The 21874-nt window shown below is 46.8% G+C and carries 19 protein-coding genes and 1 tRNA gene; 8 read left to right on the top strand and 12 right to left on the bottom strand.

The window, feature by feature from the left end; translation table 11 throughout:
* The first annotated feature begins 478 nt into the window (after positions 1-478).
* Complete coding sequence (locus CIK87_RS09750) at positions 479-1726, top strand: DUF5103 domain-containing protein (protein WP_094387010.1); 1248 nt, start codon at positions 479-481, stop codon at positions 1724-1726.
* A 79-nt stretch (positions 1727-1805) separates the two neighbouring features.
* Positions 1806-2363, top strand: coding sequence for an NADH peroxidase (locus tag CIK87_RS09745; RefSeq protein WP_022309528.1), 558 nt, complete (start codon positions 1806-1808; stop codon positions 2361-2363).
* Positions 2364-2436: 73 nt separating this feature from the next.
* Here CIK87_RS09745 and hisS read toward each other — a convergent pair whose 3' ends face one another.
* The 6 genes from hisS to CIK87_RS09715 form a co-directional block, all read right to left on the bottom strand.
* Complete coding sequence (gene hisS, locus CIK87_RS09740) at positions 2437-3801, bottom strand: histidine--tRNA ligase (protein WP_094387009.1); 1365 nt, start codon at positions 3799-3801, stop codon at positions 2437-2439.
* Entirely contained in the window at positions 3802-5079 is a 1278-nt protein-coding gene (locus tag CIK87_RS09735; RefSeq protein WP_094387008.1) for an adenylosuccinate synthase, read from the bottom strand.
* A gap of 18 nt (positions 5080-5097) precedes the next feature.
* Positions 5098-5577 (bottom strand): Fur family transcriptional regulator, encoded by a 480-nt coding sequence (locus CIK87_RS09730; protein ID WP_022309525.1) that lies wholly within the window; start codon positions 5575-5577, stop codon positions 5098-5100.
* 178 nt (positions 5578-5755) lie between these two features.
* Positions 5756-6373, bottom strand: a complete 618-nt coding sequence (locus CIK87_RS09725; protein ID WP_094387007.1) for a DNA alkylation repair protein — start codon at positions 6371-6373, stop codon at positions 5756-5758.
* The gene (locus tag CIK87_RS09720) at positions 6370-8304 is read right to left on the bottom strand and encodes a dihydrofolate reductase (protein WP_094387006.1); all 1935 of its coding nucleotides are present in this window, start codon (positions 8302-8304) and stop codon (positions 6370-6372) included. The genes CIK87_RS09725 and CIK87_RS09720 overlap by 4 nt, the downstream gene beginning before the upstream one ends.
* Before the next feature lie 55 nt (positions 8305-8359).
* Positions 8360-8803, bottom strand: a complete 444-nt coding sequence (locus tag CIK87_RS09715; RefSeq protein WP_022309522.1) for an AraC family transcriptional regulator — start codon at positions 8801-8803, stop codon at positions 8360-8362.
* Between the two features lie 128 nt (positions 8804-8931).
* Between CIK87_RS09715 and recQ the strand changes: the two genes are divergently transcribed.
* Positions 8932-10776, top strand: a complete 1845-nt coding sequence (gene recQ, locus CIK87_RS09710; protein ID WP_094387005.1) for a DNA helicase RecQ — start codon at positions 8932-8934, stop codon at positions 10774-10776.
* 8 nt (positions 10777-10784) lie between these two features.
* Positions 10785-11993: an ectonucleotide pyrophosphatase/phosphodiesterase gene (locus CIK87_RS09705; protein WP_094387004.1), complete on the top strand. Its 1209-nt coding sequence runs from the start codon at positions 10785-10787 to the stop codon at positions 11991-11993.
* A gap of 287 nt (positions 11994-12280) precedes the next feature.
* Here the strand turns inward: CIK87_RS09705 and CIK87_RS09700 are convergent, their stop codons facing one another.
* The 5 genes from CIK87_RS09700 to yihA are packed head-to-tail and all read right to left on the bottom strand — an operon-like array spanning position 12281 to position 17639.
* A complete protein-coding gene (locus CIK87_RS09700; RefSeq protein ID WP_094387003.1) occupies positions 12281-13393 on the bottom strand; it encodes a zinc ribbon domain-containing protein in 1113 nt (370 codons plus the stop codon).
* A 25-nt stretch (positions 13394-13418) separates the two neighbouring features.
* Positions 13419-14105, bottom strand: a complete 687-nt coding sequence (locus tag CIK87_RS09695; protein ID WP_022309518.1) for a glycoside hydrolase family 25 protein — start codon at positions 14103-14105, stop codon at positions 13419-13421.
* 56 nt (positions 14106-14161) lie between these two features.
* On the bottom strand, positions 14162-15223 hold the full coding sequence (locus tag CIK87_RS09690; RefSeq protein ID WP_094387014.1) for a M28 family metallopeptidase: 1062 nt from the start codon (positions 15221-15223) through the stop codon (positions 14162-14164).
* A 16-nt stretch (positions 15224-15239) separates the two neighbouring features.
* Entirely contained in the window at positions 15240-17018 is a 1779-nt protein-coding gene (locus tag CIK87_RS09685; protein WP_094387002.1) for an ABC-F family ATP-binding cassette domain-containing protein, read from the bottom strand.
* 12 nt (positions 17019-17030) lie between these two features.
* Positions 17031-17639 (bottom strand): ribosome biogenesis GTP-binding protein YihA/YsxC, encoded by a 609-nt coding sequence (yihA, locus tag CIK87_RS09680; protein ID WP_022309515.1) that lies wholly within the window; start codon positions 17637-17639, stop codon positions 17031-17033.
* A gap of 99 nt (positions 17640-17738) precedes the next feature.
* Here yihA and CIK87_RS09675 point away from each other — a divergent pair, with 99 nt between their 5' ends.
* The 4 genes from CIK87_RS09675 (at position 17739) to CIK87_RS09660 (ending at position 21406) form a co-directional block, all read left to right on the top strand.
* A complete protein-coding gene (locus CIK87_RS09675) occupies positions 17739-18722 on the top strand; it encodes a Gfo/Idh/MocA family protein (RefSeq protein WP_094387001.1) in 984 nt (327 codons plus the stop codon).
* A 5-nt stretch (positions 18723-18727) separates the two neighbouring features.
* The gene (locus CIK87_RS09670; protein ID WP_094387000.1) at positions 18728-19798 is read left to right on the top strand and encodes a DUF4421 domain-containing protein; all 1071 of its coding nucleotides are present in this window, start codon (positions 18728-18730) and stop codon (positions 19796-19798) included.
* Positions 19795-20655: an N-acetylmuramoyl-L-alanine amidase-like domain-containing protein gene (locus CIK87_RS09665; protein ID WP_094386999.1), complete on the top strand. Its 861-nt coding sequence runs from the start codon at positions 19795-19797 to the stop codon at positions 20653-20655. The genes CIK87_RS09670 and CIK87_RS09665 overlap by 4 nt, the downstream gene beginning before the upstream one ends.
* An 88-nt stretch (positions 20656-20743) precedes the next feature.
* Complete coding sequence (locus CIK87_RS09660; protein ID WP_094386998.1) at positions 20744-21406, top strand: hypothetical protein; 663 nt, start codon at positions 20744-20746, stop codon at positions 21404-21406.
* A 355-nt stretch (positions 21407-21761) separates the two neighbouring features.
* Here the strand turns inward: CIK87_RS09660 and CIK87_RS09655 are convergent.
* Positions 21762-21836 (bottom strand) — tRNA-Arg (locus CIK87_RS09655).
* Between the last annotated feature and the right edge of the window lie 38 nt (positions 21837-21874).

The following is a 21874-nucleotide window of genomic DNA, read 5'->3' as shown; positions in this document are numbered from 1 at the left end:
ACTTCATTTGGACTTTACAATTCTGCATTTTGCCATCCATATTGTTTGGAGGGCAAATGTAATATGCACCTGTCGGAAATCTGGCATAGCAAGAAAAACGACTGTCGCTTATCCCGAACTCAGGTTAATACATTTGACATAAGTCAACAAAAGGCCGTTTTCACATAAAATTGCGATAAAAATGATGGTTGTTATCGTAAATCTTTATACCTTTGCATCGCATTCGGGAGAATGTAATACAATAGGTTAGTTAGTTTGATAGATTTAAGGTTAAGATGATGTTTTTAGAATGCGAGTCAGCCTATGTATTGGTTTAAGTCATAATAATGATACTTTTTAGCATTATTATCTAAAACGAACTAATACAAATGACTGGCGCGAAGAAGGGCAAGGTAAGTGATTATCTTGCCCTTTTTTATTGCCTTTTTCTTGCCACATTCATTTCGTTTGACTACTTTTGCATAGACAACACAAGAAGATGAACAAATTTCGATATATCATTGCTGTTGGGCTATCATCGTTGACTTGCATTACCGTTTCGGCCCAACGCCCTACTCTATACAAAAGCAACATCCAGACGCTGCAAACCGTAGCCGAGCAGCGATGGACAGACTTGCCTGTCATCATGCTGAATAGCGGAGAGACCGTAAACATCGACTTCGACGACCTGACCCACGAATCGCAGCGATATGCTTATCGCATAGAGCACTGCGATGCCAATTGGAAACCCACTTCTTCGCTGTTTGACAGTGATTATATTGACGGATTTGCAGACGACAATCTTATCGACAATCTTGAACAATCCATCAATACCAACGCCCTATACACCCACTACCATTTCTCCATTCCCAATGAGAGGTGCCGATTAAAGTTAAGCGGCAACTATTGTGTTACGGTTTATGATGAGAACGACAACAACGAGCCCATCTTCAAAACCTACTTTATGGTGGCAGAAGCAGCAGCAGGCATAGAAATGCGCACGACCTCTAATACTGATGCCGACGTCAACGGAAGACACCAGCAGATAGAAATGGGCGTACATTTCAATGACCTTAGGATTAATGATTGGAAGCGGGAAATCACGACAGTCTTTCTGCAGAACAACAGATGGGATAATGCCGTGACTAACCCATCCCCGCAATATATCAAAACCGATGGGCTGACATGGACACACTGCCCGCAACTTGTTTTTGATGGCGGAAACGAATACCGAAAATTTGAAATTCTCGACGTCAATCATGCCAATATGGGCGTAGAAAACTTGGAATGGGACAATACAGAATACCACGCATATCTATGGCCCGACGAGCCTCGCCCGAACTATGTGTATGACGAAGACTCCAACGGCGCATACTTCATACGCAATAGTGATAATCGTGAAATCAACTACACCTCGGAATACCAAACCGTACACTTCACTCTCAAGACCAAACGGCTGCCAGGAGAGATATACCTTAACGGCAACTGGACCCACGACCAGCTCACGCCCTATTACCAAATGCAATGGAATGAAGACAACGGTTGTTATGAAACTGCCATAAGGTTAAAACAAGGTTACTACAACTATCAGTACCTTTGGGTTTCACCTACTGGGCGCATCGGCTTTGTGCCCACTGAAGGAAACTCCTACCAGACAGAAAACAAATATACAGCCCTGGTGTACTATCATGCCCAAGGTAGCCGCTACGACCGTTTGGTAGGCGTTGCCTACATTCACACACGATGATAAATAATGTGAAAAAATTGGCGTTTTCTTAAAAATGCCGTATATTTGCATTACGATAACAAGGTAAAAATATAACATCATGAAGAAGAAATTTATCTGTACCGTTTGCGGTTACATCTATGAAGGAACAGAGGCTCCAGAGTTCTGCCCTCTTTGCAAGGCTCCACGGAGCAAGTTTAAGGAAGTGTCTCTCGATGACGAGCCAGAGTTTGCCACAGTTCACGAATTAGGCCGTGCCTATACCGACAAGGTTAGCGACGAGTTAGTACAACACTGCAAGAACACCTTCGCCGGCGAATGTAGCGAGGTAGGCATGTACTTGGCTATGGCTCGCCAGGCTGATCGTGAGGGCTATCCAGAAATTGCACGTGCATTTGAGCACTATGCCTACGAAGAAGCTAACCACGCCTCTCGCTACGCAGAGTTGTTGGGCGAAGTGCTGAAAGACACCAAGAGCAATCTCGAAGCTCGCATTGCAGCCGAGAAGGGCGCATGCGCAGAGAAGTTTGAGGCTGCCAAGATGGCAAAAGCTGAAGGCTCTGATGCTCTGCATGACACCATCCATGAGATGGCGAAAGATGAAGCTCGTCACGCTGCCGGCTTCATGGGTCTCTACAACCGTTATTTCAAGAAATAATCAGAAAAAGATATCCAAAACAAAAGAGGCTTCCCTTGGTGGAAGCCTCTTTTGTTGGAATTATTCAGAATGGTTATGCCTTAATCATGTCTACCATTTCCTCGGGCGCAACGAGTTGCTGCTCTCCTGTAACCATATTCTTCAGCATTACCTTGCCCTCTTTCATTTCATTTTCTCCGACAAGGACCACATAAGGTATGGCCTTGGCGTTGGCATACCCCATCTGCTTCTTCATCTTTGCCGCATCAGGATAAATCTCTGCCCTTATGCCCTTCTTGCGCACTTCGCTGATAATGGGCAGACAATAAGCGGCCTCTTTCTCACCGAAGTTGATGAACAGCACCTGGGTAGCATTCAAAGTCTCTTCGGGATAGAGTTCAAGGGTATTCAATACATCATAAATACGGTCTGCTCCAAAAGAGATGCCTACACCGCTCAGTCCTGGCATACCGAAGATGCCGGTAAGATTGTCATAGCGGCCACCACCCGTAATACTTCCCATGGGGGTATCAAGCGCCTTCACCTCGAAGATTGCTCCTGTATAATAGTTCAAGCCACGGGCAAGCGTAAGATCAAGCTGAATCTCATTGGTAAGTCCCACCTTCTCGAGCGTATCCAGAATAAAGCGGGTTTCCTCTACGCCTTTAAGTCCAGTCTCAGAAGTGGCAAGCACCTCTGCGATGGTCTGCAGTTTATCATTGTTGGAACCCTCGAGGCTAATGATAGGCTGCAACTTCTCAATGGCCTCTTCGCCAATACCGCAAGCTCTAAGCTCGTTGTTGACATTATCCTGCCCTATCTTGTCCAGCTTGTCTATTGCAACCGTAATATCAACAATCTTGTCAGCTTCGCCTATTACCTCAGCGATACCGGTAAGAATCTTACGGTTGTTAATCTTGATTTGAACGCGAATGCCGAATCTGCAGAAGACGGTATCGACAATCTGCATCAGTTCTACCTCATTGAGCAGCGAATCTGAGCCAACAACATCGGCATCACACTGGAAGAACTCGCGATAACGTCCCTTCTGAGGACGGTCAGCGCGCCACACTGGCTGAATCTGATAGCGCTTGAAAGGCAACTGAAGTTCATCTCTATGCATGACCACATAACGCGCAAATGGAACGGTAAGGTCATAGCGCAAACCTTTCTCGCACAACTTGGCAGCCAAATGAAGACTATTGCGCCCAGCCAGTTCTTCGTCGGTAATCTTGCCAAGATAATCGCCCGAGTTGAGCACCTTGAACAAGAGTTTGTCGCCTTCCTCTCCATACTTACCCATCAGGGTCTGGAGAGTCTCCATTGCCGGAGTTTCAATCTGCTGAAATCCATAAAGCGCATATACTTGGCGAATGGTATCAAAGATATAGTTGCGCTTCGCCATTTCTATAGGGCCGAAATCTCTCGTCCCTTTGGGTATAGAAGGTTTCTGTGCCATTTATTTTCTTACTATTGTTTGTTCACGATCAGGACCTATTGAAATAACCTTAATAGGTGTCTCAAGATACTCCTCGAGGAAATGCACATAATTGCTGAAAGCCTCAGGGAACTGCTCTTCTGAAGTAAATTTGGTCATATCAGTCTTCCATCCTGGCATCTCCTTATAAATGGGAGTCACATCATCAATCTCATAAGGGAATTCAGATGTTTCACTTCCATCTTTCAATCTGTATGCGATACAAGCCTTGATAGTATCAAAACCATCCAGCACATCGCTCTTCATCATGATGAGTTCTGTAACGCCATTGACCATGACCGAATAGCGCAGCTGTACAAGGTCTATCCAGCCACAACGGCGCTCACGACCGGTAACGGCACCATATTCGTGACCGATATTACGGATAGTATCACCAGTTTCATCAAACAGTTCGGTGGGGAACGGACCACTACCCACACGGGTGCAATAAGCCTTCATGATACCATAAACATTGCCTATGCGGTTAGGACCAATACCCAAGCCAGTACAAGCACCTGCGCAAATGGTATTAGAAGATGTCACAAATGGGTAACTGCCAAAATCGACATCGAGCATAGTGCCCTGAGCGCCTTCACAGAGTATGCTTTTGCCTTCACGCAGGATATGGTTGATTTCATTCTCACTATCCACAATCGTAAACTGACGCAAATACTCAACGCCTTCCATCCATTTGGCTTCTACGGCTTCGAAGCCCTCGAAGTCTGTCCATCCCATAGATGCCAGCATCTTGAGATGACGCTCCTTATGGGCAGCATATTTAGCGTTGAAGTTATCCAGAATATCGCCTACGCGCAGTCCATTACGTGAAATTTTGTCTGTATAGGTTGGGCCAATGCCTTTTCCTGTCGTTCCCACTTTGGCCTTTCCTTTAGCAGCCTCATAAGCACGGTCCAGAATGCGATGGGTAGGCATAATGAGATGGGCCTTCTTTGAGATATGCAGACGCTCATGCAGATTGTGACCCGAATCCTCCAAACCTTTGGCTTCTTCCATAAACAAATCGGGCGCCAATACCACACCGTTACCGATTATGTTGACCTTACCGCCCTGGAAAATGCCAGATGGAATAGAACGCAAAACATACTTCTGCCCCTCAAACTCCAAGGTATGGCCGGCATTTGGTCCTCCCTGGAAACGAGCTATCACATCATAGTGGGGAGTAAGCACATCCACTACTTTTCCTTTACCTTCATCGCCCCACTGGAGACCCAACAGGACATCGACTTTACCTGTATTCATATCAATTATAATGAGTATTTATATTCTTTCCTTACTAACCTTGCTGCGCGTACGCTTCTCCTTGGACTGGCAGCTACTGCAGACGCCATAAATATACAGACTGAATGTTTCTTTACGAAACCGCTTCAATTTTATATCATTTACAGCATCGCTTATCTCCGGTTCGTCTATTTCGGTTATCCTACCACAGACATTGCAAACCTGATGCACACGGCTTTCACCATTGAACCCCTTCTCGTAGTACGTGCCATCGGCCAAACGGTGGCAGATGACCAAACGCAGTTCCGTAAAAAGACGTATAGCATTGTAGAGAGTAGCCCGACATACCCTGAAATTTGACAATCTCAAATTAGCATCAAGTTCCTTTAGGGTAAAACAACCAGGCATCCGGCAGATGGCATCAAGTACAAAGTAACGTTCACGTGTCTTGCGATGATTGTGCATCTCAAGATAATTGTCCAATATTTCTCTTGCTTTAATATTGACGTTATCCACCATCTATCCGTTACATATTAATGTTGCTACAAAGTTACATCATTTTTATATAAATAAGGTATAAATAAGAGAAAAAGATAACCTACGATGTTGATTTTGTTGCTTGATGACAGAAGCAAGATGCAAATGAACTGCAGAACAGGCGTCAGCCCATCCTGTCAGTCCTTTGAGTATTTTCGTTTCAGAGATGAAGCCCTTGTGAACGCATGGCCTTTTGAGCAAGAAGTGCATAATCGTCACCAAGGTCTTCAAAACGAGTAAGACAATTGTATGCAGCATGCCTTACACCGATATTATCGTCTTGGAGCGCCACAGCGACCTGGTCCAAGAATTCATTGATACCAAGTTCGTTGGGAGCCATTCCACGGGCAAACAAACGTCCCAATATATTATAGGCAGCTATCTGATAATATACCTTGTCTGTAGCTATCCATTCATAAGCCATAACCGAAGCAAATGGAAGATACTGATACAGTTTGGAAGCTGCAATCTCAGCCATTTCCTGCGTATGGGTCTGTTCCATCCACACATCCACCACTTCTGGCAACATCTGCTCGGGCGGCATAATCATTGTGGCCAAAATCTTGCACTCTCGTATATTCTCCTTCCACAGATTGATGGCAAGGTCGTAGTCATATCCATACTCTGCCGCCATTTTCTGCAACAGAGGAAGTGCCACCCCCCAATTTATCTTATAGTCTGAACCTTTTTCGCGCATAGACTGCGACACGGGGCCATTCATCATCGAGCGAAAAGACTGCTTGATAGCCTTCAGTTTCTCGTGTGTTTCTTCTGTCATAAATATCCAAATTCTTTAGAGTAACGTAACATCTGTTGAGTATACCCTTCGGTATAATCGACCTTTATATCAACGATATTCCGGTCATCATCACAGACGGGAACAAGCACCGGGTTAATAAAACCTTTATAGGGAGCGATATTGAGACGGCGATAACGACTCAATATTTCATTATGCAGTTCGCTGTCTATTCTGACCGCATACTGCTCAACCAGTTTGCGGGCCGATTCATAGTCGCCTTCACTCTTGATGCGCTGAATCTCGTAGAGCAATTGACCGAAACAGCAGCGCAAAGCGTGATAATCATTGACCACAAGGTAGGTCTTGCCGTCTCTGCATACCAGACCGACACAACCATCGCCATGCTCAAGCACCCAACGGGCTATCAGGGCACGGTTACGCATGTGGGCTTCCTCGATAAGATTTCCAGGAGCAATTCTTACCAACTGGGTCATAAGACCATTCATCATATAGGTATAATATTGGGCCTTATATGCTTCTGCATCTGGCACCAGCCCCAATTCTATCAGCTTGGCATCAGCCAGATAATAAAGCCCGAAGAGGTCGGCACGCGCTTCCTCGATGGTAGAGCCATAGGCTTTGAGTGCATCAGATGACACACCGGGGAGCAACTGGCCGCTTCCATGCCCAAGACATTCGTGGAGGTCTGTATGCAAATCGTCACAGAGGTCTCCATATTTATTAATAAGGTCGAGTGTATCCCCATCTATGACGAATTCCTCCAAAAAGCCGTTGCCATGAGCCGCCTTATTATACGCTTCGGTAAGATTTCCGATAGTAACGCTCTTAGAACCATGCTGAGCCCTTATCCATTCAGCGTTAGGCAAGTTGATACCAATAGCCGAAGCCGGATACTCATCACCACCAAGCATAGCCGCACACACCACATTGGCTGTGACGCCTCTCACCTGTTGCTTGCGAAAACGTACATCGACAGGAGAATGGTCTTCAAACCATTGCGCATTGTCACTGATAGTACGTGTACGCTTGGTAGCATCTATATCTTTATATTCTACGATGCCCTCCCAAGAGCCCTTGAGCCCCAGTGGGTCACCATAGACTTCAATAAATCCATTGATAAAATCGACAAGGCCATCCTGCTCCGCTATCCATTCTATCGAGTAACGGTCAAAGATCGCCAAATCACCAGTCCTGTAGTAGGCTATAAGCAGTGAGATGAGCTCGCGCTGACGCTCATTCTCAGCCACCTGTGCCGCGCGGTCCAGCCAAACGATGATTTCACGAATGACCTTACCATATAGGCCATCAGCAGCATATACCTGTTCTTTTACTATCCCATCCTCTCTGACGAGTTTGGAATTGAGACCAAACGAGGGCTGGCAATCGTTGCCTACCTTAGACTTTAAGGCTGCATAGTATTGTTCTGCCTCAAGTTGGGTAACATCCTGATAGAAATTGCATGCCGAGGTTTGCACCAAGTCCACCCCATCTGCCTGATTTACACGCTTGGGCAGTACCTCAGGGTCAAAAATGACATCATAGACTTCGCATTTCTGCTCATCGCTGTCAAATATTTTAATTCCAAGAGACCCTATCACCTCCTCAAGATACCGGCGCGTAAATCCCGGTACAAACTTCTCGCATCCATAATGATGGTAAATGCCATTAGAGAACCAAACTCGCTTAAGAAAAATCTCCAATGCCTTAAACTCTTCACACTGCCTATCTCCCTCATAATGGAGATAGATTTGTTCCAGCATCTTGCGAATGCGAATATTGTATCGGCCAAACTGGTCGAACGTGATATCACGACCACAAAGAGTGGCCTGAGAAAGATAGTAGATATATAGTTTCTTGCGGAGCGACAACTGCTCAAATCCTTTCAAGCGATAACGAAGCATCTGGATATCGGCAAAGCGTTCGTCGGAATAATTGAAATCTTCCTTCATCTGAACATGACTTTTTAGCTTATACTTGATTCAATGGACATCTCCTCTGACCTTCTCATTTTCTGGAACTGTCAGCCCCAGCAGAACGCTGGGCATAACGTAGTTTGTATTCGCGGGGAGTACAACCATTGATTTTAAAGAAAGCAGCATAAAACGACTGTCGGTTGGCAAATCCTACCATCTGAGAAATATCCTCCATCTTCATGTGGGTATAGCGACGGTCTGTGAGAATGCCCATAGCCTCCTCTATACGATATTTATTGACAAAGGATGTATAATTCATATGAAAGCGCACATTGACCACGGCAGATATATAACGAGTATTGGTGCCCAAATCCTCGGCCAGATTCTTGGCAGAATAATTCTTGTCCTTGTATTTCTTCTGAATAAGGATTACCTCAAGTATTTTCTGCTTCAATTCATCCATCAATTTAGGATTTATCAATGAGCGATAGGCTGCCTCTCTCTCCCGAGCCTCTGTAATATTGTATTTTGTCATCTTCTATATGCTATAACTCTTGTTTCCTGATATTTACTACTGCAAAATTAGCCACAATTTTGAAATTAATGTCATTTTTGTCAACTTTTTTTCCATTTGTTTGTACCTTTGCTACAAATTTAGTTATCATGGACCCAATTAATATATTAAATAGGTATTTCGGCTACCACTCCTTCCGCCCATTACAGCGTGAGATAATAGACGCCACGCTGACTGGAAAAGATTCTCTTGTGCTTATGCCAACAGGAGGTGGAAAGAGTCTATGCTATCAGGTACCCGCGCTGATGCTTGACGGCGTTACCATTGTGGTTTCACCCCTTATCAGTCTGATGCACGACCAGGTTGAAGCACTGGTAGAAAACGGCATACCGGCGGCTGCCCTCAACAGCAACAACAACACCGAAGAGGACTTGCTGATTCGGCGCAAATGTGCCAACGGGGAAATCAAACTGCTTTACATGTCACCAGAGAAACTGATAGCAGAGATTCCCTTCTTCTTGACCCAGCTCAACATCAGCCTTTTTGCCATAGACGAGGCCCACTGTATCAGCCAGTGGGGCCACGACTTCAGGCCCGAATACTCTCAGTTGGGTATAATTAGAGAACGGTTTGCCAATGTCCCGGTAATGGCGTTGACCGCAACGGCCGACAAGATAACCCGCGAAGACATCTTGAAGCAGCTTTCCATCAAGGGCGAGACCTATATATCCTCATTTGACCGCCCCAACCTGTCGCTTGCTGTCAGGCGCGAATCGACCAAGGCAGAGAAGATGAAAATCATCAATGCCTATATACGCAACCACCCCAACGACGCCGGCATCATCTACTGTCTGAGCAGAAAGACTACAGAGAGCGTTGCCGAGTCGCTGAGAAAGGCCAACATCAATGCCCAAGCCTATCACGCAGGACTCGACGGGCAGACGCGCCGCAAGATACAGGAAGATTTCAAGAACGACCGGACTATGGTAGTATGCGCCACAATCGCTTTCGGCATGGGTATCGACAAGCCCAATATCCGTTGGATATTCCACTACAATCTGCCCAAGAGCATCGAGAGTTTCTACCAGGAGATAGGACGTGCCGGACGCGATGGCGCGCCTGCCGACACATTCCTGTTCTACTCACTTGCCGACATCATCCAGCTCAGACAGTTTGCCAACAGCAGTGGCCAGAACGACGTGAACAACCTGAAGTTGGAGCGTATGCAGCAATATGCCGAAAGCAGTGTGTGCCGTCGCAGAATATTGCTCAACTATTTCGGAGAAGAGCGTGACTGCGATTGCGGCAACTGTGATGTGTGCCAGCATCCGCCGCGCAGGTTTGACGGCACACTACTCGTCCAGAAAGCCTTGAGCGCCATCATGCGGACCGAAGAAAAGATAGGCATTGGAACTGTCATCGAGATTCTGCGCGGCATGCTCTCCCCCACCGTCATGCGTCATGAGTATCAAAAGCTAAAGACCTTTGGCGTCGGCAAGGATGTTACGACATCCCGCTGGCGTGACTATCTGTTGCAAATGCTGCAAATGGGATACATCAGCATTGCCTACGACGAAGACAATCATGCAAAAGTGACTGATATGGGCAAAGAAGTCCTGTATGGCAAGAGCAATGCCATGCTGGCAGAAGTCTCTGAAATCAGTTTGACTCCATACAAGAAAAAGGAGACTCGTGGTCGCCAGGAATCGACCGCACGCCAAACCGAGATACCCGAACTGAAGCTGTCCGCAGTCGAAGACAAGCAGCTCTTCGAGCAGTTACGTGTGTTGAGAAGAAAGATTGCTGACAAGCAGAACTTCGCCGCCTACCTCATCCTGTCTGACAAAGTGCTCCACTCGCTGGCGGCAGAGAAGCCCACCACTATCGAGGAATTTGGACATATCAGTGGCATCGGTGAATTCAAAAAGGTACATTATGGAAAGGTATTTACAAACACTATCCGCAACTATCTGGATGGCATAAAACAAGTATAACAAGAAATATGAGAAGAATCATTCTGAATATAATGCTGCTATGTTGGTCCATAGCAGTTGTTGCAACCAGCGAAACTTACACCGTAGTAATATCTCTTGACGGATGTCGATGGGACTACCCTCAATGGTATAACACTCCTTTCTTCGACCGCATGGCCAATGAGGGTACGGCAAGTTCGCTCATCCCCTGCTTTCCCTCCAAGACCTTTCTCAACCACTATTCATTGGCTACAGGTCTCACGCCTGAGCATCATGGCCTCATTGCCAACGAGTTTATGGACTGCGAGACAGGATATGACTTCAACCTGTCAAACCGCATCATGAAGAAAGACCCCAAATACTTTGGTGGCGAACCCATCTGGCTGACCGCCCAACGCCAAGGTCTGCGTACTGCCATATTCTATTGGGCAGGCTCTGATGTAAAGATACACAATAGTTACCCCGACACCTATCTCGACTACGACCAGAAGCCACGCCTCACCCTCGAACAGCGCTGCAACAAGGTGATAGAGTGTCTGCAGCGGAGCAAGCACAAGCGCCCACAGCTCATCATGGTATATATGAACGAGCCCGACAAGAGCGGACACAACTATGGCCCTCATAGCCGCGAGACCAGACGGGCGGTAGAGCGCATGGACTCGCTGATGGGCAACCTATATAGCCGTATAACCCAACTGCCGATAGGAAAACAGGTCAACTTCATAGTGCTCTCCGACCATGGCATGGCGTGGGTCGACCAATCACACAAGATAGAACTACGCCCGTTATTGGGCAATCTGCCCTACAAAGCCTATGGTAGCGTTCCCGTAAATATCTATGCCTCATGGGACAACGTACAGCAACACGAAGCAACCGTCGACTCCATCTGCCAACGTCTGCAGGGAGTGCCACATCTGCGCGCATGGCGCAAAGAACAGGTCCCGGCCTATCTGCACTATACCGAACACGGATGTATCGGCGATGTGGTGGCAGTGCCCGATTTGGGGTGGGTGGTATATGACAAGCCGATTAACTCTGGCGGCATGCATGGCTACGACCCAGCCTATACTGATATGTGGGCTATGTTCAGAGCCATCGGTCCTAACATCCGTCATGCCCAGGTCAAGCCCTTCCGCAATGTGAGTGTCTATACACTCCTATGCAACCTACTGGGCATCACTCCGGCAGAAAATGACGGCTGCATCGACGATGTCAAGAGTATCATAAAAGACAACTAAATCGCCATCCAAACAACCTGCAAATCAATGCGGCTCCCTCTCTGAGCGTCATTCTGATTTCTCCTGACCGCCATGGGCAGTTCGTATCATTTGATACGTGGTCACGCGCCATTTGACACGTGAGCCCGCATCATACGACACGAAGGCGCGTGCCTAAAGGCACGAACCAGCGAACGCAATGGCAGTCGCGCCGGCAATCAAAGAATGATGGATATATGATAACCCAAATGTGCCATAGCCCGCAACAGGCTATGGCACATTTGGGTTATCATGATTGCATACTGGGTTTACTCCAGCACCTTGGTCATGTTGAACGAACTTATGAGATGGTTAGCGTCTACCTTTGCCTTGATAAGATATTTGGCATGCTTCTCCTTGCTCGCATCAGTACGGGTGATATCCTGAGATACCGAGAACTGCACACTATACTCATACTCGTCATTGTCCAAAGGTTTCTTGTCTATCTGGAAGTCATTTCCCAAGCGCCAGTTCATATTGGTAATGTCGTCCTTATAAATCTTCTTCATAAAGGTAACCACATCTGATGGCGACGCATCGGTCTTGCCTAAGAAGGAATCCATAAAGACTGCAACGGTGCTCTTCAGGCCGTCTTCATTCTTCGAGTTGATGCTCTGAAAGAAATGGCGGAAAAGAGTAACTATGGCGTCCTTCTCTTGGGGCATAACGGTCTTTGACTGCGCATCCTTCATAGCCTCTGACGCCTCGTCGATATGCTCGCCATTGGCATGCGCATCGGCATAGGCCTGATAAGCCTCCGCCGTATTGAGGCGCTGGGCTATAGCCCAGTCTATAGAGTCTATCCGATGCAATGCCTCCTGCTGATGCAGGCTTCCTGGATGAGCTTTGAGATAAGCCTCCATTGCTTCTTTGGAGCCACTTACCACGGCATCGCGCCACTCTGCATCAGACAGCTGCAGACGCTCCAGTCTCACAGACACCGAGTCACGATGCTCTGCGGGCGCATTGGTATAGGTGGTAAGATAACTCTGCAGCACGGCAGGGTCTTCGCTTGTCATGGCATAAGTATAGGCTTCCTCTTCTTTACCTCCCTGTGCCTGATACCAGACAAAGATGCCTCCGAGAACCAAGACGAGAGCAAAGAGGAATGAATAGATAATCACCTTGGTGTTCTTCTTGGCTGGCTTCTCGTCTGCAGAAGACGAAGTGACGGGCTCTGCCTGATATGAGGGTTGTGCCTGCGCTGTCTCTGGATGAGTCGGAGTGTGACAGGTCGGACAGCTGGACAGGTCATTGAAATAAACTGTGCCACATTTGGGGCAAGTGATGATATGTCCTGCTATTTCAACGCCGCAAGACGGGCACACGGGCGCTTTGTCGCTTACCTCACGACCGCACTCGGGACATTTGATAATTGCCATAATCGTATATGTTTATTAATCTATGTTATCGGTGTCGGTATCTTATCTCTCGCAATCGGTGATTACCCATAAATCGACTTTTGTCCACATGGCCATTGACACCGCTTATTCGTCCTTTGGCCGTGTATTGCCAAAGGGTAATGTCGCGACCATCGGTCAAAATGGGTTCACGCTGAGTATATTGGGCAATCATAATCTTATAATCATTGAGTTTGCCGGCGAAATGATGGTCATAGAAGTTGGCTCCGGTATAGATTAACGGCTTCTGACGATAAGCCACCTCTACGAGTTGGAGAAACTTGAATACCGAGTCGGTAAACTCTTTCACGGACAACCCACTACGTGTCTCGATGTCTATCATGGGCAACAGGTCCTGGTCCTCAGGCCTGCATTGTGCCATAAAATTACGCAACTGTACCTCTTGGGGAATGCGGGCTCGATAGAAATGATAAGAACCAACCTTGAGGCCGTTCTGATGAGCCAGTTCTATGTTACGCTTATACTTGCTGTCAATATTGTCACCACCTTCGGTAGCCTTGAGATAGACATAGGCCATCTTGGCATTGTCTCCTATCCGCTCCCAAAACACATCTCCCTGATAGTGGCTCATATCTATGCCATGTATGTGCTGGCAGGTGTCTTCACATTCGGTCTGGGCATGTGTGGCAAGTGTACAAAATATAGATAATATGAATATATATATGCACTTCATAGGTGCAAAGTTACTTTAATATGTAGAAAATACAAAACAAACTTACTCTTTTTTCGTTACCATGTCGCATCATTGACCATATGCCAAGCAGTCAGAAACGAGGCACGCGTAATGTCTGTGAGTTTGGGGTAATTGATGGTTGACGCTTCGTCGGAAGGCTGATTGTAATGCGGCTGTGCATCAGTATGATACCACACGATAGGGATAGCGTGACGCGCAAACGAACTCTGGTCACTTCCTCCTACAGGATTGTCCCACGGTTTATAGTTGGGATGCAGGTCCAGCTGGTAGTGGGCTATGTCGTCCTTAAGCCATTCACCGATACGAGGATGGCTTTCGGTATAGAAGTACACAAAATATTGAGAATCGTCAGGGCGATTGTTGCCGCCGACCATATCAAAATTGAGATAACCCTTAATCTGGCTGATATCTTTGTGGCTGTTCACAAAATAACACGAGCCAAGTAGCCCAAGTTCCTCTCCGTCCCAGAAGGCGAAGACTATGGTGCGGCGTGGACGGGCACCGCTCTTGACAAAAGCCTGCATAATCTGCAGCACAGCACTTACACCCGAGGCATTGTCGTCGGCTCCATTGTAAATCTGGTCTCCAACCAATGTGGGAGAAAAGCCCTCGTGGTCAAAATGCGCCCCTACCACTACGACTTCGTCGGTAGAAGTGCCTGGAATACAGGCTATCACATTGGCCAAACTGAGAAGATGATGAGGGCCTTTGGCTATATTAACCAAAGAGTCTGACTCTACATAATAACGTGGACTGCGACGTAGCGAAGGGCGTGCGGCGGCATTGAATGGTTGCAGAAATGAGGCTGACTCGTAAGGCTGCAATCCCAATTGGCGCATGTGTGAGACTATGTACTGCTGGGCCAACTGTGACCCACGCATCCCCGCCTGACGGCCTTCCATTAAGTCGTGAGCCAAGAAACCAACATGGGCGCGAGCTGCATTTTCGGTGATGCTCTGAAGACCGATATTCTTCTGCCGGGCCAGATGGATGGCAGCAGCCGTATTGGGGTTGCGACGGATGGCGTCAGCAGGTTGCGCATAGAGCAATGCCACTGTAGCCCAAAGGATATATAATGTGTAATTAAAGTAACGCATAATCATCATAATTCATTTAACCTTCGATTTCACTAAGCTCCAGCCACCGCATGCTCTTCTCGTCAATTTCTTCTTTGAGCTTGGGCAGCAAACGGCTTTTCTCCGTGAGTTCTTCGACGCTGAGTGTACCGCTACAGAGTGCTTCTTCTATCTCGTGCTGTTGTTGCTCGAGTGATGCGATATCCTTTTCGAGCTGCTCAAACTCCCGTTTCTCCTTATACGACATACGGCGACGGCTGTCGTTGCGATAAATCTTCTTCTCCTTGACAGAGGCATCTACCTTGGCTTCCTCTTTGCTCTGCAAGGCCGAATACTGCCGATACTGTGTATAGTTGCCAGGGAAATCATCTATCACACCCTCGCCCTTAAAGACAAGGATATGGTCAACGACCTTATCCATAAAATAACGGTCATGGCTTACGACGATGACGCAACCGGGGAAATCCTGCAGATACTCTTCCAGGACTTGGAGGGTCTGTATGTCCAGGTCATTGGTAGGCTCATCAAGAATAAGGAAATTGGGATTCTCCATCAGCACAGTACAGAGATACAGTTTGCGTCGCTGTCCTCCACTGAGTTTATACACATAGTCGTACTGCTCTTCGGGCGTGAAGAGGAAGCGCTGCAAAAACTGGGAAGCAGAGAGGTGGCGCCCGCCACCAAGGTCGATATACTCGGCACGCTTGGTGATAATGTCGATGACCCGCTCTTGCTCGTCAAACTGCAGGCCGTCCTGTGAATAATAGCCGAACTTGACGGTCTCGCCGATATCAAACCTTCCCTCGTCCGGCCGCTGCAATCCTAACAGCAGCTTGATGAAGGTAGACTTTCCGGTGCCATTGTTGCCCACAATGCCCATTTTCTCGAAACGGGCGAAATTGTAATAGAAATTGTCGAGTATAACTTTATCCTTGCCAAACCGTTTGGAAACGTACTGACATTCGAAGATTTTAGAACCTATATATACATTGGATGCTTTGAGTCTTACCTGGCACTCTTCAATACGCTGATGGGCGCGGGCTTCGAGTTCATAGAAAGCGTCCTCACGATACTTGGCTTTGTGACCACGGGCCTGAGGCATACGGCGCATCCACTCCAATTCGGTACGATACAGATTGGCGGCACGAGCCTGTTCGGCACGACGATTGTCAATGCGCTCCTGACGCTTCTCAAGATAATAGGCATAATTGCCACGATAGGTATAAATGGTATGGTCATCCAGTTCGAGGATTACATCACACACACGGTCAAGAAAATAACGGTCATGGGTAACCATTAGTATCGACTTGTTGCCTCGCTGGAGAAAACCCTCCAGCCATTCTATCATCTCGAGGTCCAAATGGTTGGTAGGCTCGTCCAATATCAGGAAATCGGGCTCGGTAATGAGCGCATTGGCAAGCGCCACTCTCTTACGCTGACCGCCACTGAGTTGCCCCATCGGCTGAGAGAGGTCTGCGATTTTAAGCCGGGTCAATATCTGCTTGGCCTTCACTATCTTCTCATCATCGCCCTGATGGTTGAAGCAGGCATCCAGTACGGTGTCATCGGGATTAAAGACAGGTTCCTGCTCCAGATACCCCGTGCGTATTCCATTGCGATAAACAATAGCTCCTTCATCCTGGCTCTCTCTGCCAGTAAGGATTGACAGCAGCGTAGACTTGCCAGTACCGTTGCGGGCAATGAGGCCCACCTTCTGTCCCTCGGCTATGCTGAACGAAAGATTGGCGAAAAGCTCACGAGCGCCGAAACGCTTGCTTACGTTCTGTACATCAAGAATAGTATTCTGACTTGCCATCGTATCAACGTATTAATCAGTAGCAGCCAACGAGTCGTTGATTTGTCCAATATAGTCTATCACCTCCTGACGGCCGGTCTTCTTCTCACTGCTCGTGATAAAATATGGAGGCAACGTTTCCCATGTATCTCTGAGGCTTTCCATCCAGCGCTCTGCATTCTGACGAGCCTTGACGGGTCCGAGTTTGTCGGCCTTGGTAAAAACGATACTGAAAGGAACGCTGCTCACGCCCAGCCAATCGATAAACTCACGGTCTATCTTCTGCGGGTCATGGCGAATATCTATGAGTACAAATACATTGACCAACTGCTGACGCTGGAGTATGTAACTCGAAATCATACGCTGCAGTTGGTCTTGCACGGATTTAGAACGCTTGGCATAACCATATCCTGGGAGATCGACAAGATACCATTCACGATTGACAAGAAACAGATTGATAAGAAGAGTCTTGCCGGGGGTGGCACTGGTCTTGGCCAGGCCCTTATGATTACAAAGCATATTGATGAGGCTTGATTTACCTACATTGCTTCGACCGATAAAAGCATACTCGGGCTTGTTGTCTTTTGGACATTTTTCGACTGTAGGCGCTGAAATAACAAACTGAGAATTCTTAATTTCCATATCGTTGCTTTAATTATATATGCAAAATTACGACTTTTTTTTTGTAATATCTCCGCTTTGCCGTAACTTTGTATCAAATGTTCTGAAAAAGCAAACAAGATGAAACAAATCAGTTGGGGATTTATTGGTTGCGGCGAGGTTACCGAGAAGAAGTCTGGTCCCGCCTTTGCCGAAGTGGAAGGTTCGCATGTGGAAGCGGTAATGAGCCGCAGCGAACAGAAAGCGCGCAACTATGCGGAGCGACACAATATACGCAAATGGTACACGGATGCCCAGGAATTGATAGACGACCCGGATATCAATGCCATATATATTGCCACCCCACCATCAAGTCATGCCACTTTTGCCATTATGGCGATGCGTGCAGGCAAGCCGGTATATGTGGAAAAGCCATTGGCTGCAAGCTATGACGACTGCGTACGCATCAACCGCATAAGCGAGCAGACAGGAGTGCCCTGTTATGTGGCCTACTATCGCCGCTACCTGCCTTACTTCCAGCGCGTCAAAGAAATCATACGCGAAGGGCGCATTGGCAATATTACCAACGTGCAGGTAAGGTTTTCCGCTCCTCCCCGAGAATTGGACTATAACTCCACCCGCGAACTGCCATGGCGCCTGCAGCCAGACATCTCTGGTGGTGGTTATTTCTACGACCTGGCCCCTCATCAACTTGATTTATTGCAAGACATCTTTGGCGTTATCGTCAAAGCCCACGGTTATTGCACCAACCGCGCCCACCTCTATACCGCAGAAGATACCATAAGCGCTTGCTTCCGCTTTGAGAGTGGACTGGTCGGCAGCGGGTCATGGTGCTTCGTGGGCCACCAAAGTGCCAGAGAAGACTGCATAGAGATAGTCGGCGAACAAGGTATGCTGTCTTTCTCTGTCTTCAACTACAAACCTATCCGTCTGGTAACCTCAGAAGGTTTGACAGAGATAGAGGTCAAGAACCCTCCTTACGTGCAACTACCGATTATACGCAAAGTGATAGAAGACCTGCAGGGTCTGAACATCTGCACATCGACCAGCGTGAGCGCAACTCCCACCAACTGGGTGATGGATCGCATATTGGGAAAAATGTAGGCTGTATGCTCCGACATCTCTATCTGATTATCATATTGCTCATCACATCTTCACCACTTATGGCAGATGACTCTATCCCACCTCAAAAGAAGGGTGTGATAGGAGTCCTGTATGACTTTGTCAAAGAATTCAGCCGTGTAGATACCAACTATGTGGAACCGCAGCGATATAATTTTGCTGCAATGATTCAGAACACCAACACCTATGAGGTATATCGCCTGAGCAGCAGTGACGGAATGAATGTAGTCTTTGCCCCCAAGCCGCGCATAAAGGTCGGCCCTTACTTCGGGTGGAGATGGATATTCCTGGGCTATACCCTCGACGTGGCCCACATCAAAGAGAGCGGACGCAACCAAGACTTCAACCTGAGTCTATATTCCAATCAGATAGGCGTTGACCTGTTCTATCGTCGCACGGGAGACAACTACAAAATCAAGGAAATTGATGTAGGACGACAATATGATACCGAGGGATTGAAGGATTTGCCATTTGATGGAATAGAAGCAAGCATCAAGGGCTTCAACCTATATTATATCTTCAACCACCGCAAATTCTCTTATCCCGCTGCTTACAGTCAAAGCACGGTACAGCGACGTTCGGCCGGTTCATTTCTGGCGGGTATCGGTTATACGCGACATGGCTTGAATATGGACTGGATGAAACTGTCTGCCATTATCAAGCAACATACGGGCTATACTGCGCCCAATGGACTGGATGCCAATCGCAACCTGCCTCCCCACATCGATTATACCGACTACTCTATCTCTGGAGGATACGCATACAATTGGGTGCCCATGCGCAACCTGCTAATTGACGCCTCCCTGTCTATTGGGCTTTCATACAAGACCACGCGTGGCGACAACCATGAAGACAAACCTTGGTTCAAACAGCTTTCACTGCACAATACCAACATTGATGCAATTGGCCGTATGGGTATAGTATGGAACAACACCAAATGGTTTGTGGGAGCCAATGCCGTATTCCATTCGTATAATTATCACAAAAGCCAGATAACGACCAATAATACTTTTGGCAATGTCAACATTTATATAGGATTTAACTTCAACCGACGATGAAACATACAATATTCCTCGCTGTCGTCATATGGGGCTTTTGCCTCAATGCCATTGGACAGGAGAAGGTGGATTATAAGCCATCTGACAGCCTACGCGTGACTTCGCTGCTGAAGCAGGCGAGACACCTGGGCAAGGATAAAAATCTCATGATATACTTTTCCCGTCAACTACGTGGTATTCCCTATGTTGCCAAGACCTTGGAGGTGAACCCATCCGAACAGCTCGTTGTCAACCTGCGCCAACTCGATTGCACCACATATGTCGAGACGGTAATGGCGCTCACGCTGTGTGCCCGTGAACAAAGCATCAGGTTTGAAGATTACTGCCACTGGCTGAGAACCATACGTTACGAACAAGGGAAAATAGGCTACACGCGACGACTGCATTATTTCACTTCATGGATTGACGACAACACAGAGATGGGGCTGATTAAGGAGATTTCGCATAAAAGACGACCATTCACCGGCCGCCAGCGTCTCAACATCGATTTCATGTCAACCCACAGCCACCTCTACCCTATGCTGCATGGCAAACCAAAGGCCATAAAAGAAATCAGAGATACGGAGCAAAAACTGACCGGACGCACTGTGGCCTATATTCCGAAGAAATCAATAGACAACTCAACGCTCATGCGCCAGACCATAAAGGATGGCGACATACTGGCCATTACCACATCCAAACAAGGACTCGACACATCCCACATAGGCATCGCAGTTTGGCACGCCGACGGCCTACATCTCCTCAACGCCTCACAAATAAGACACAAAGTAGTGGAAGAACCTATGACGCTCGCAGTATATATGAGCAAGCATCCCAAACAGAGAGGAATAAGAGTGATAAGGATAAAAGTTGATTGATTTGCTGCCTAAAGAAAAACTTAGACCTCTGCGAGTAATCGTTGCAATGCTGCAAAAAAAAACTGAAGTATCATTAATATAAAGCTATATGGAAGAAGTAAAACGAGATAGAGCGAGAAGAAAACTCCTAAGAGTAACCTTCCCCAATGGAAAAGTCCTTTGTTATAAAAGTACAACCGATACAATGATAGCAACAATGCAAGAGTTGGGCGATGATGTTATAGCAAATATAAAACTACAGTCATGCCACCTGCCATTGTTATCAAAAGAAATATATCCCAAATACAAGGAATGGATGAAGCCTGTTTGCAATGGTTGGTATCTCAACACACAATCAAACTCGGACACAAAGTTCCTGCAATTAAATGCTATAAATGAGCAATTGTCTTTAGGATTAAAAATAGAGTTGGGAGAAGACTTTGTAGCACAAGACAACCCTAACAAAGAAAAGCGCACTAGAACAAAAGGCGAAATACTCGTAAAATTACCAGATGGGCAATGTTTTGCCAATAATTCAATAACAAATACGTTCCTTGAAGTAATCAGGGAAATTGGTATAGATAAAATCAAGCAAAAAGAACTAACTTGGTGTGGCAAGCCACTTATAACAACATCAAAGATGTTTAACGGACAAGTACAGATAGACAATGAGCGATGGATTATCGTGCCTAACACAACCAAAGATAAGGTTAAACTCCTCAGAGTTATCGGTGCTATCTTGCGTATAAATATTGAAATCACCTCAATTTAAATGGGCTATTCAAGACTCTTCCAAGATAATACGAACCTCCGTTCCTGTCAAATAGATGCTAAGGCAAGAAATGATGCGTGAAACAAATATGACACTGTGATATTGCAGATGCCAACCAATACACAGACCTATCTGTTTACGTCACAGATAAGTGATTTGTGTGTAACTGCAAGAAGCTCCACAAAGAGACAAACATACCGATAGTAGCTCATCGAGCCGAGGCGCATCATTCCCTTTCAGATAGGTTATATTAAGCCTTCAATTTGGGCTCCAGAAGCAAAGAAGCAAGGCGAAACATATACACAAAAAAAGAGGACTTTACATTATGAAAAGTCCTCTTTCTTCAGTTTTTTCGTGATTCCGTTGGGGTTCGAACCCAAGACCCACAGCTTAGAAGGCTGTTGCTCTAATCCAACTGAGCTACGGAACCATCCTTTTTGCGGCTGCAAAGTTAATAAATTTGCTTGG

Source organism: Prevotella sp. P5-64 (genome assembly GCF_002251285.1).
In the GTDB taxonomy this organism is placed as follows: Bacteria; Bacteroidota; Bacteroidia; order Bacteroidales; family Bacteroidaceae; genus Prevotella.
Note: the sequence above shows the minus strand (reverse complement) of the source record. Positions and strands in the feature narration are given on the sequence as shown.

Coding starts and splice junctions, on each gene's coding strand:
- CIK87_RS09750 (WP_094387010.1), top strand. CDS start 479: ATGAACAAATTTCGATATATCATTGCTGTTGGGCTATCATCGTTGACT.
- CIK87_RS09745 (WP_022309528.1), top strand. CDS start 1,806: ATGAAGAAGAAATTTATCTGTACCGTTTGCGGTTACATCTATGAAGGA.
- hisS (WP_094387009.1), bottom strand. CDS start 3,801: ATGGCACAGAAACCTTCTATACCCAAAGGGACGAGAGATTTCGGCCCT.
- CIK87_RS09735 (WP_094387008.1), bottom strand. CDS start 5,079: ATGAATACAGGTAAAGTCGATGTCCTGTTGGGTCTCCAGTGGGGCGAT.
- CIK87_RS09730 (WP_022309525.1), bottom strand. CDS start 5,577: ATGGTGGATAACGTCAATATTAAAGCAAGAGAAATATTGGACAATTAT.
- CIK87_RS09725 (WP_094387007.1), bottom strand. CDS start 6,373: ATGACAGAAGAAACACACGAGAAACTGAAGGCTATCAAGCAGTCTTTT.
- CIK87_RS09720 (WP_094387006.1), bottom strand. CDS start 8,304: ATGAAGGAAGATTTCAATTATTCCGACGAACGCTTTGCCGATATCCAG.
- CIK87_RS09715 (WP_022309522.1), bottom strand. CDS start 8,803: ATGACAAAATACAATATTACAGAGGCTCGGGAGAGAGAGGCAGCCTAT.
- recQ (WP_094387005.1), top strand. CDS start 8,932: ATGGACCCAATTAATATATTAAATAGGTATTTCGGCTACCACTCCTTC.
- CIK87_RS09705 (WP_094387004.1), top strand. CDS start 10,785: ATGAGAAGAATCATTCTGAATATAATGCTGCTATGTTGGTCCATAGCA.
- CIK87_RS09700 (WP_094387003.1), bottom strand. CDS start 13,393: ATGGCAATTATCAAATGTCCCGAGTGCGGTCGTGAGGTAAGCGACAAA.
- CIK87_RS09695 (WP_022309518.1), bottom strand. CDS start 14,105: ATGAAGTGCATATATATATTCATATTATCTATATTTTGTACACTTGCC.
- CIK87_RS09690 (WP_094387014.1), bottom strand. CDS start 15,223: ATGCGTTACTTTAATTACACATTATATATCCTTTGGGCTACAGTGGCA.
- CIK87_RS09685 (WP_094387002.1), bottom strand. CDS start 17,018: ATGGCAAGTCAGAATACTATTCTTGATGTACAGAACGTAAGCAAGCGT.
- yihA (WP_022309515.1), bottom strand. CDS start 17,639: ATGGAAATTAAGAATTCTCAGTTTGTTATTTCAGCGCCTACAGTCGAA.
- CIK87_RS09675 (WP_094387001.1), top strand. CDS start 17,739: ATGAAACAAATCAGTTGGGGATTTATTGGTTGCGGCGAGGTTACCGAG.
- CIK87_RS09670 (WP_094387000.1), top strand. CDS start 18,728: ATGCTCCGACATCTCTATCTGATTATCATATTGCTCATCACATCTTCA.
- CIK87_RS09665 (WP_094386999.1), top strand. CDS start 19,795: ATGAAACATACAATATTCCTCGCTGTCGTCATATGGGGCTTTTGCCTC.
- CIK87_RS09660 (WP_094386998.1), top strand. CDS start 20,744: ATGGAAGAAGTAAAACGAGATAGAGCGAGAAGAAAACTCCTAAGAGTA.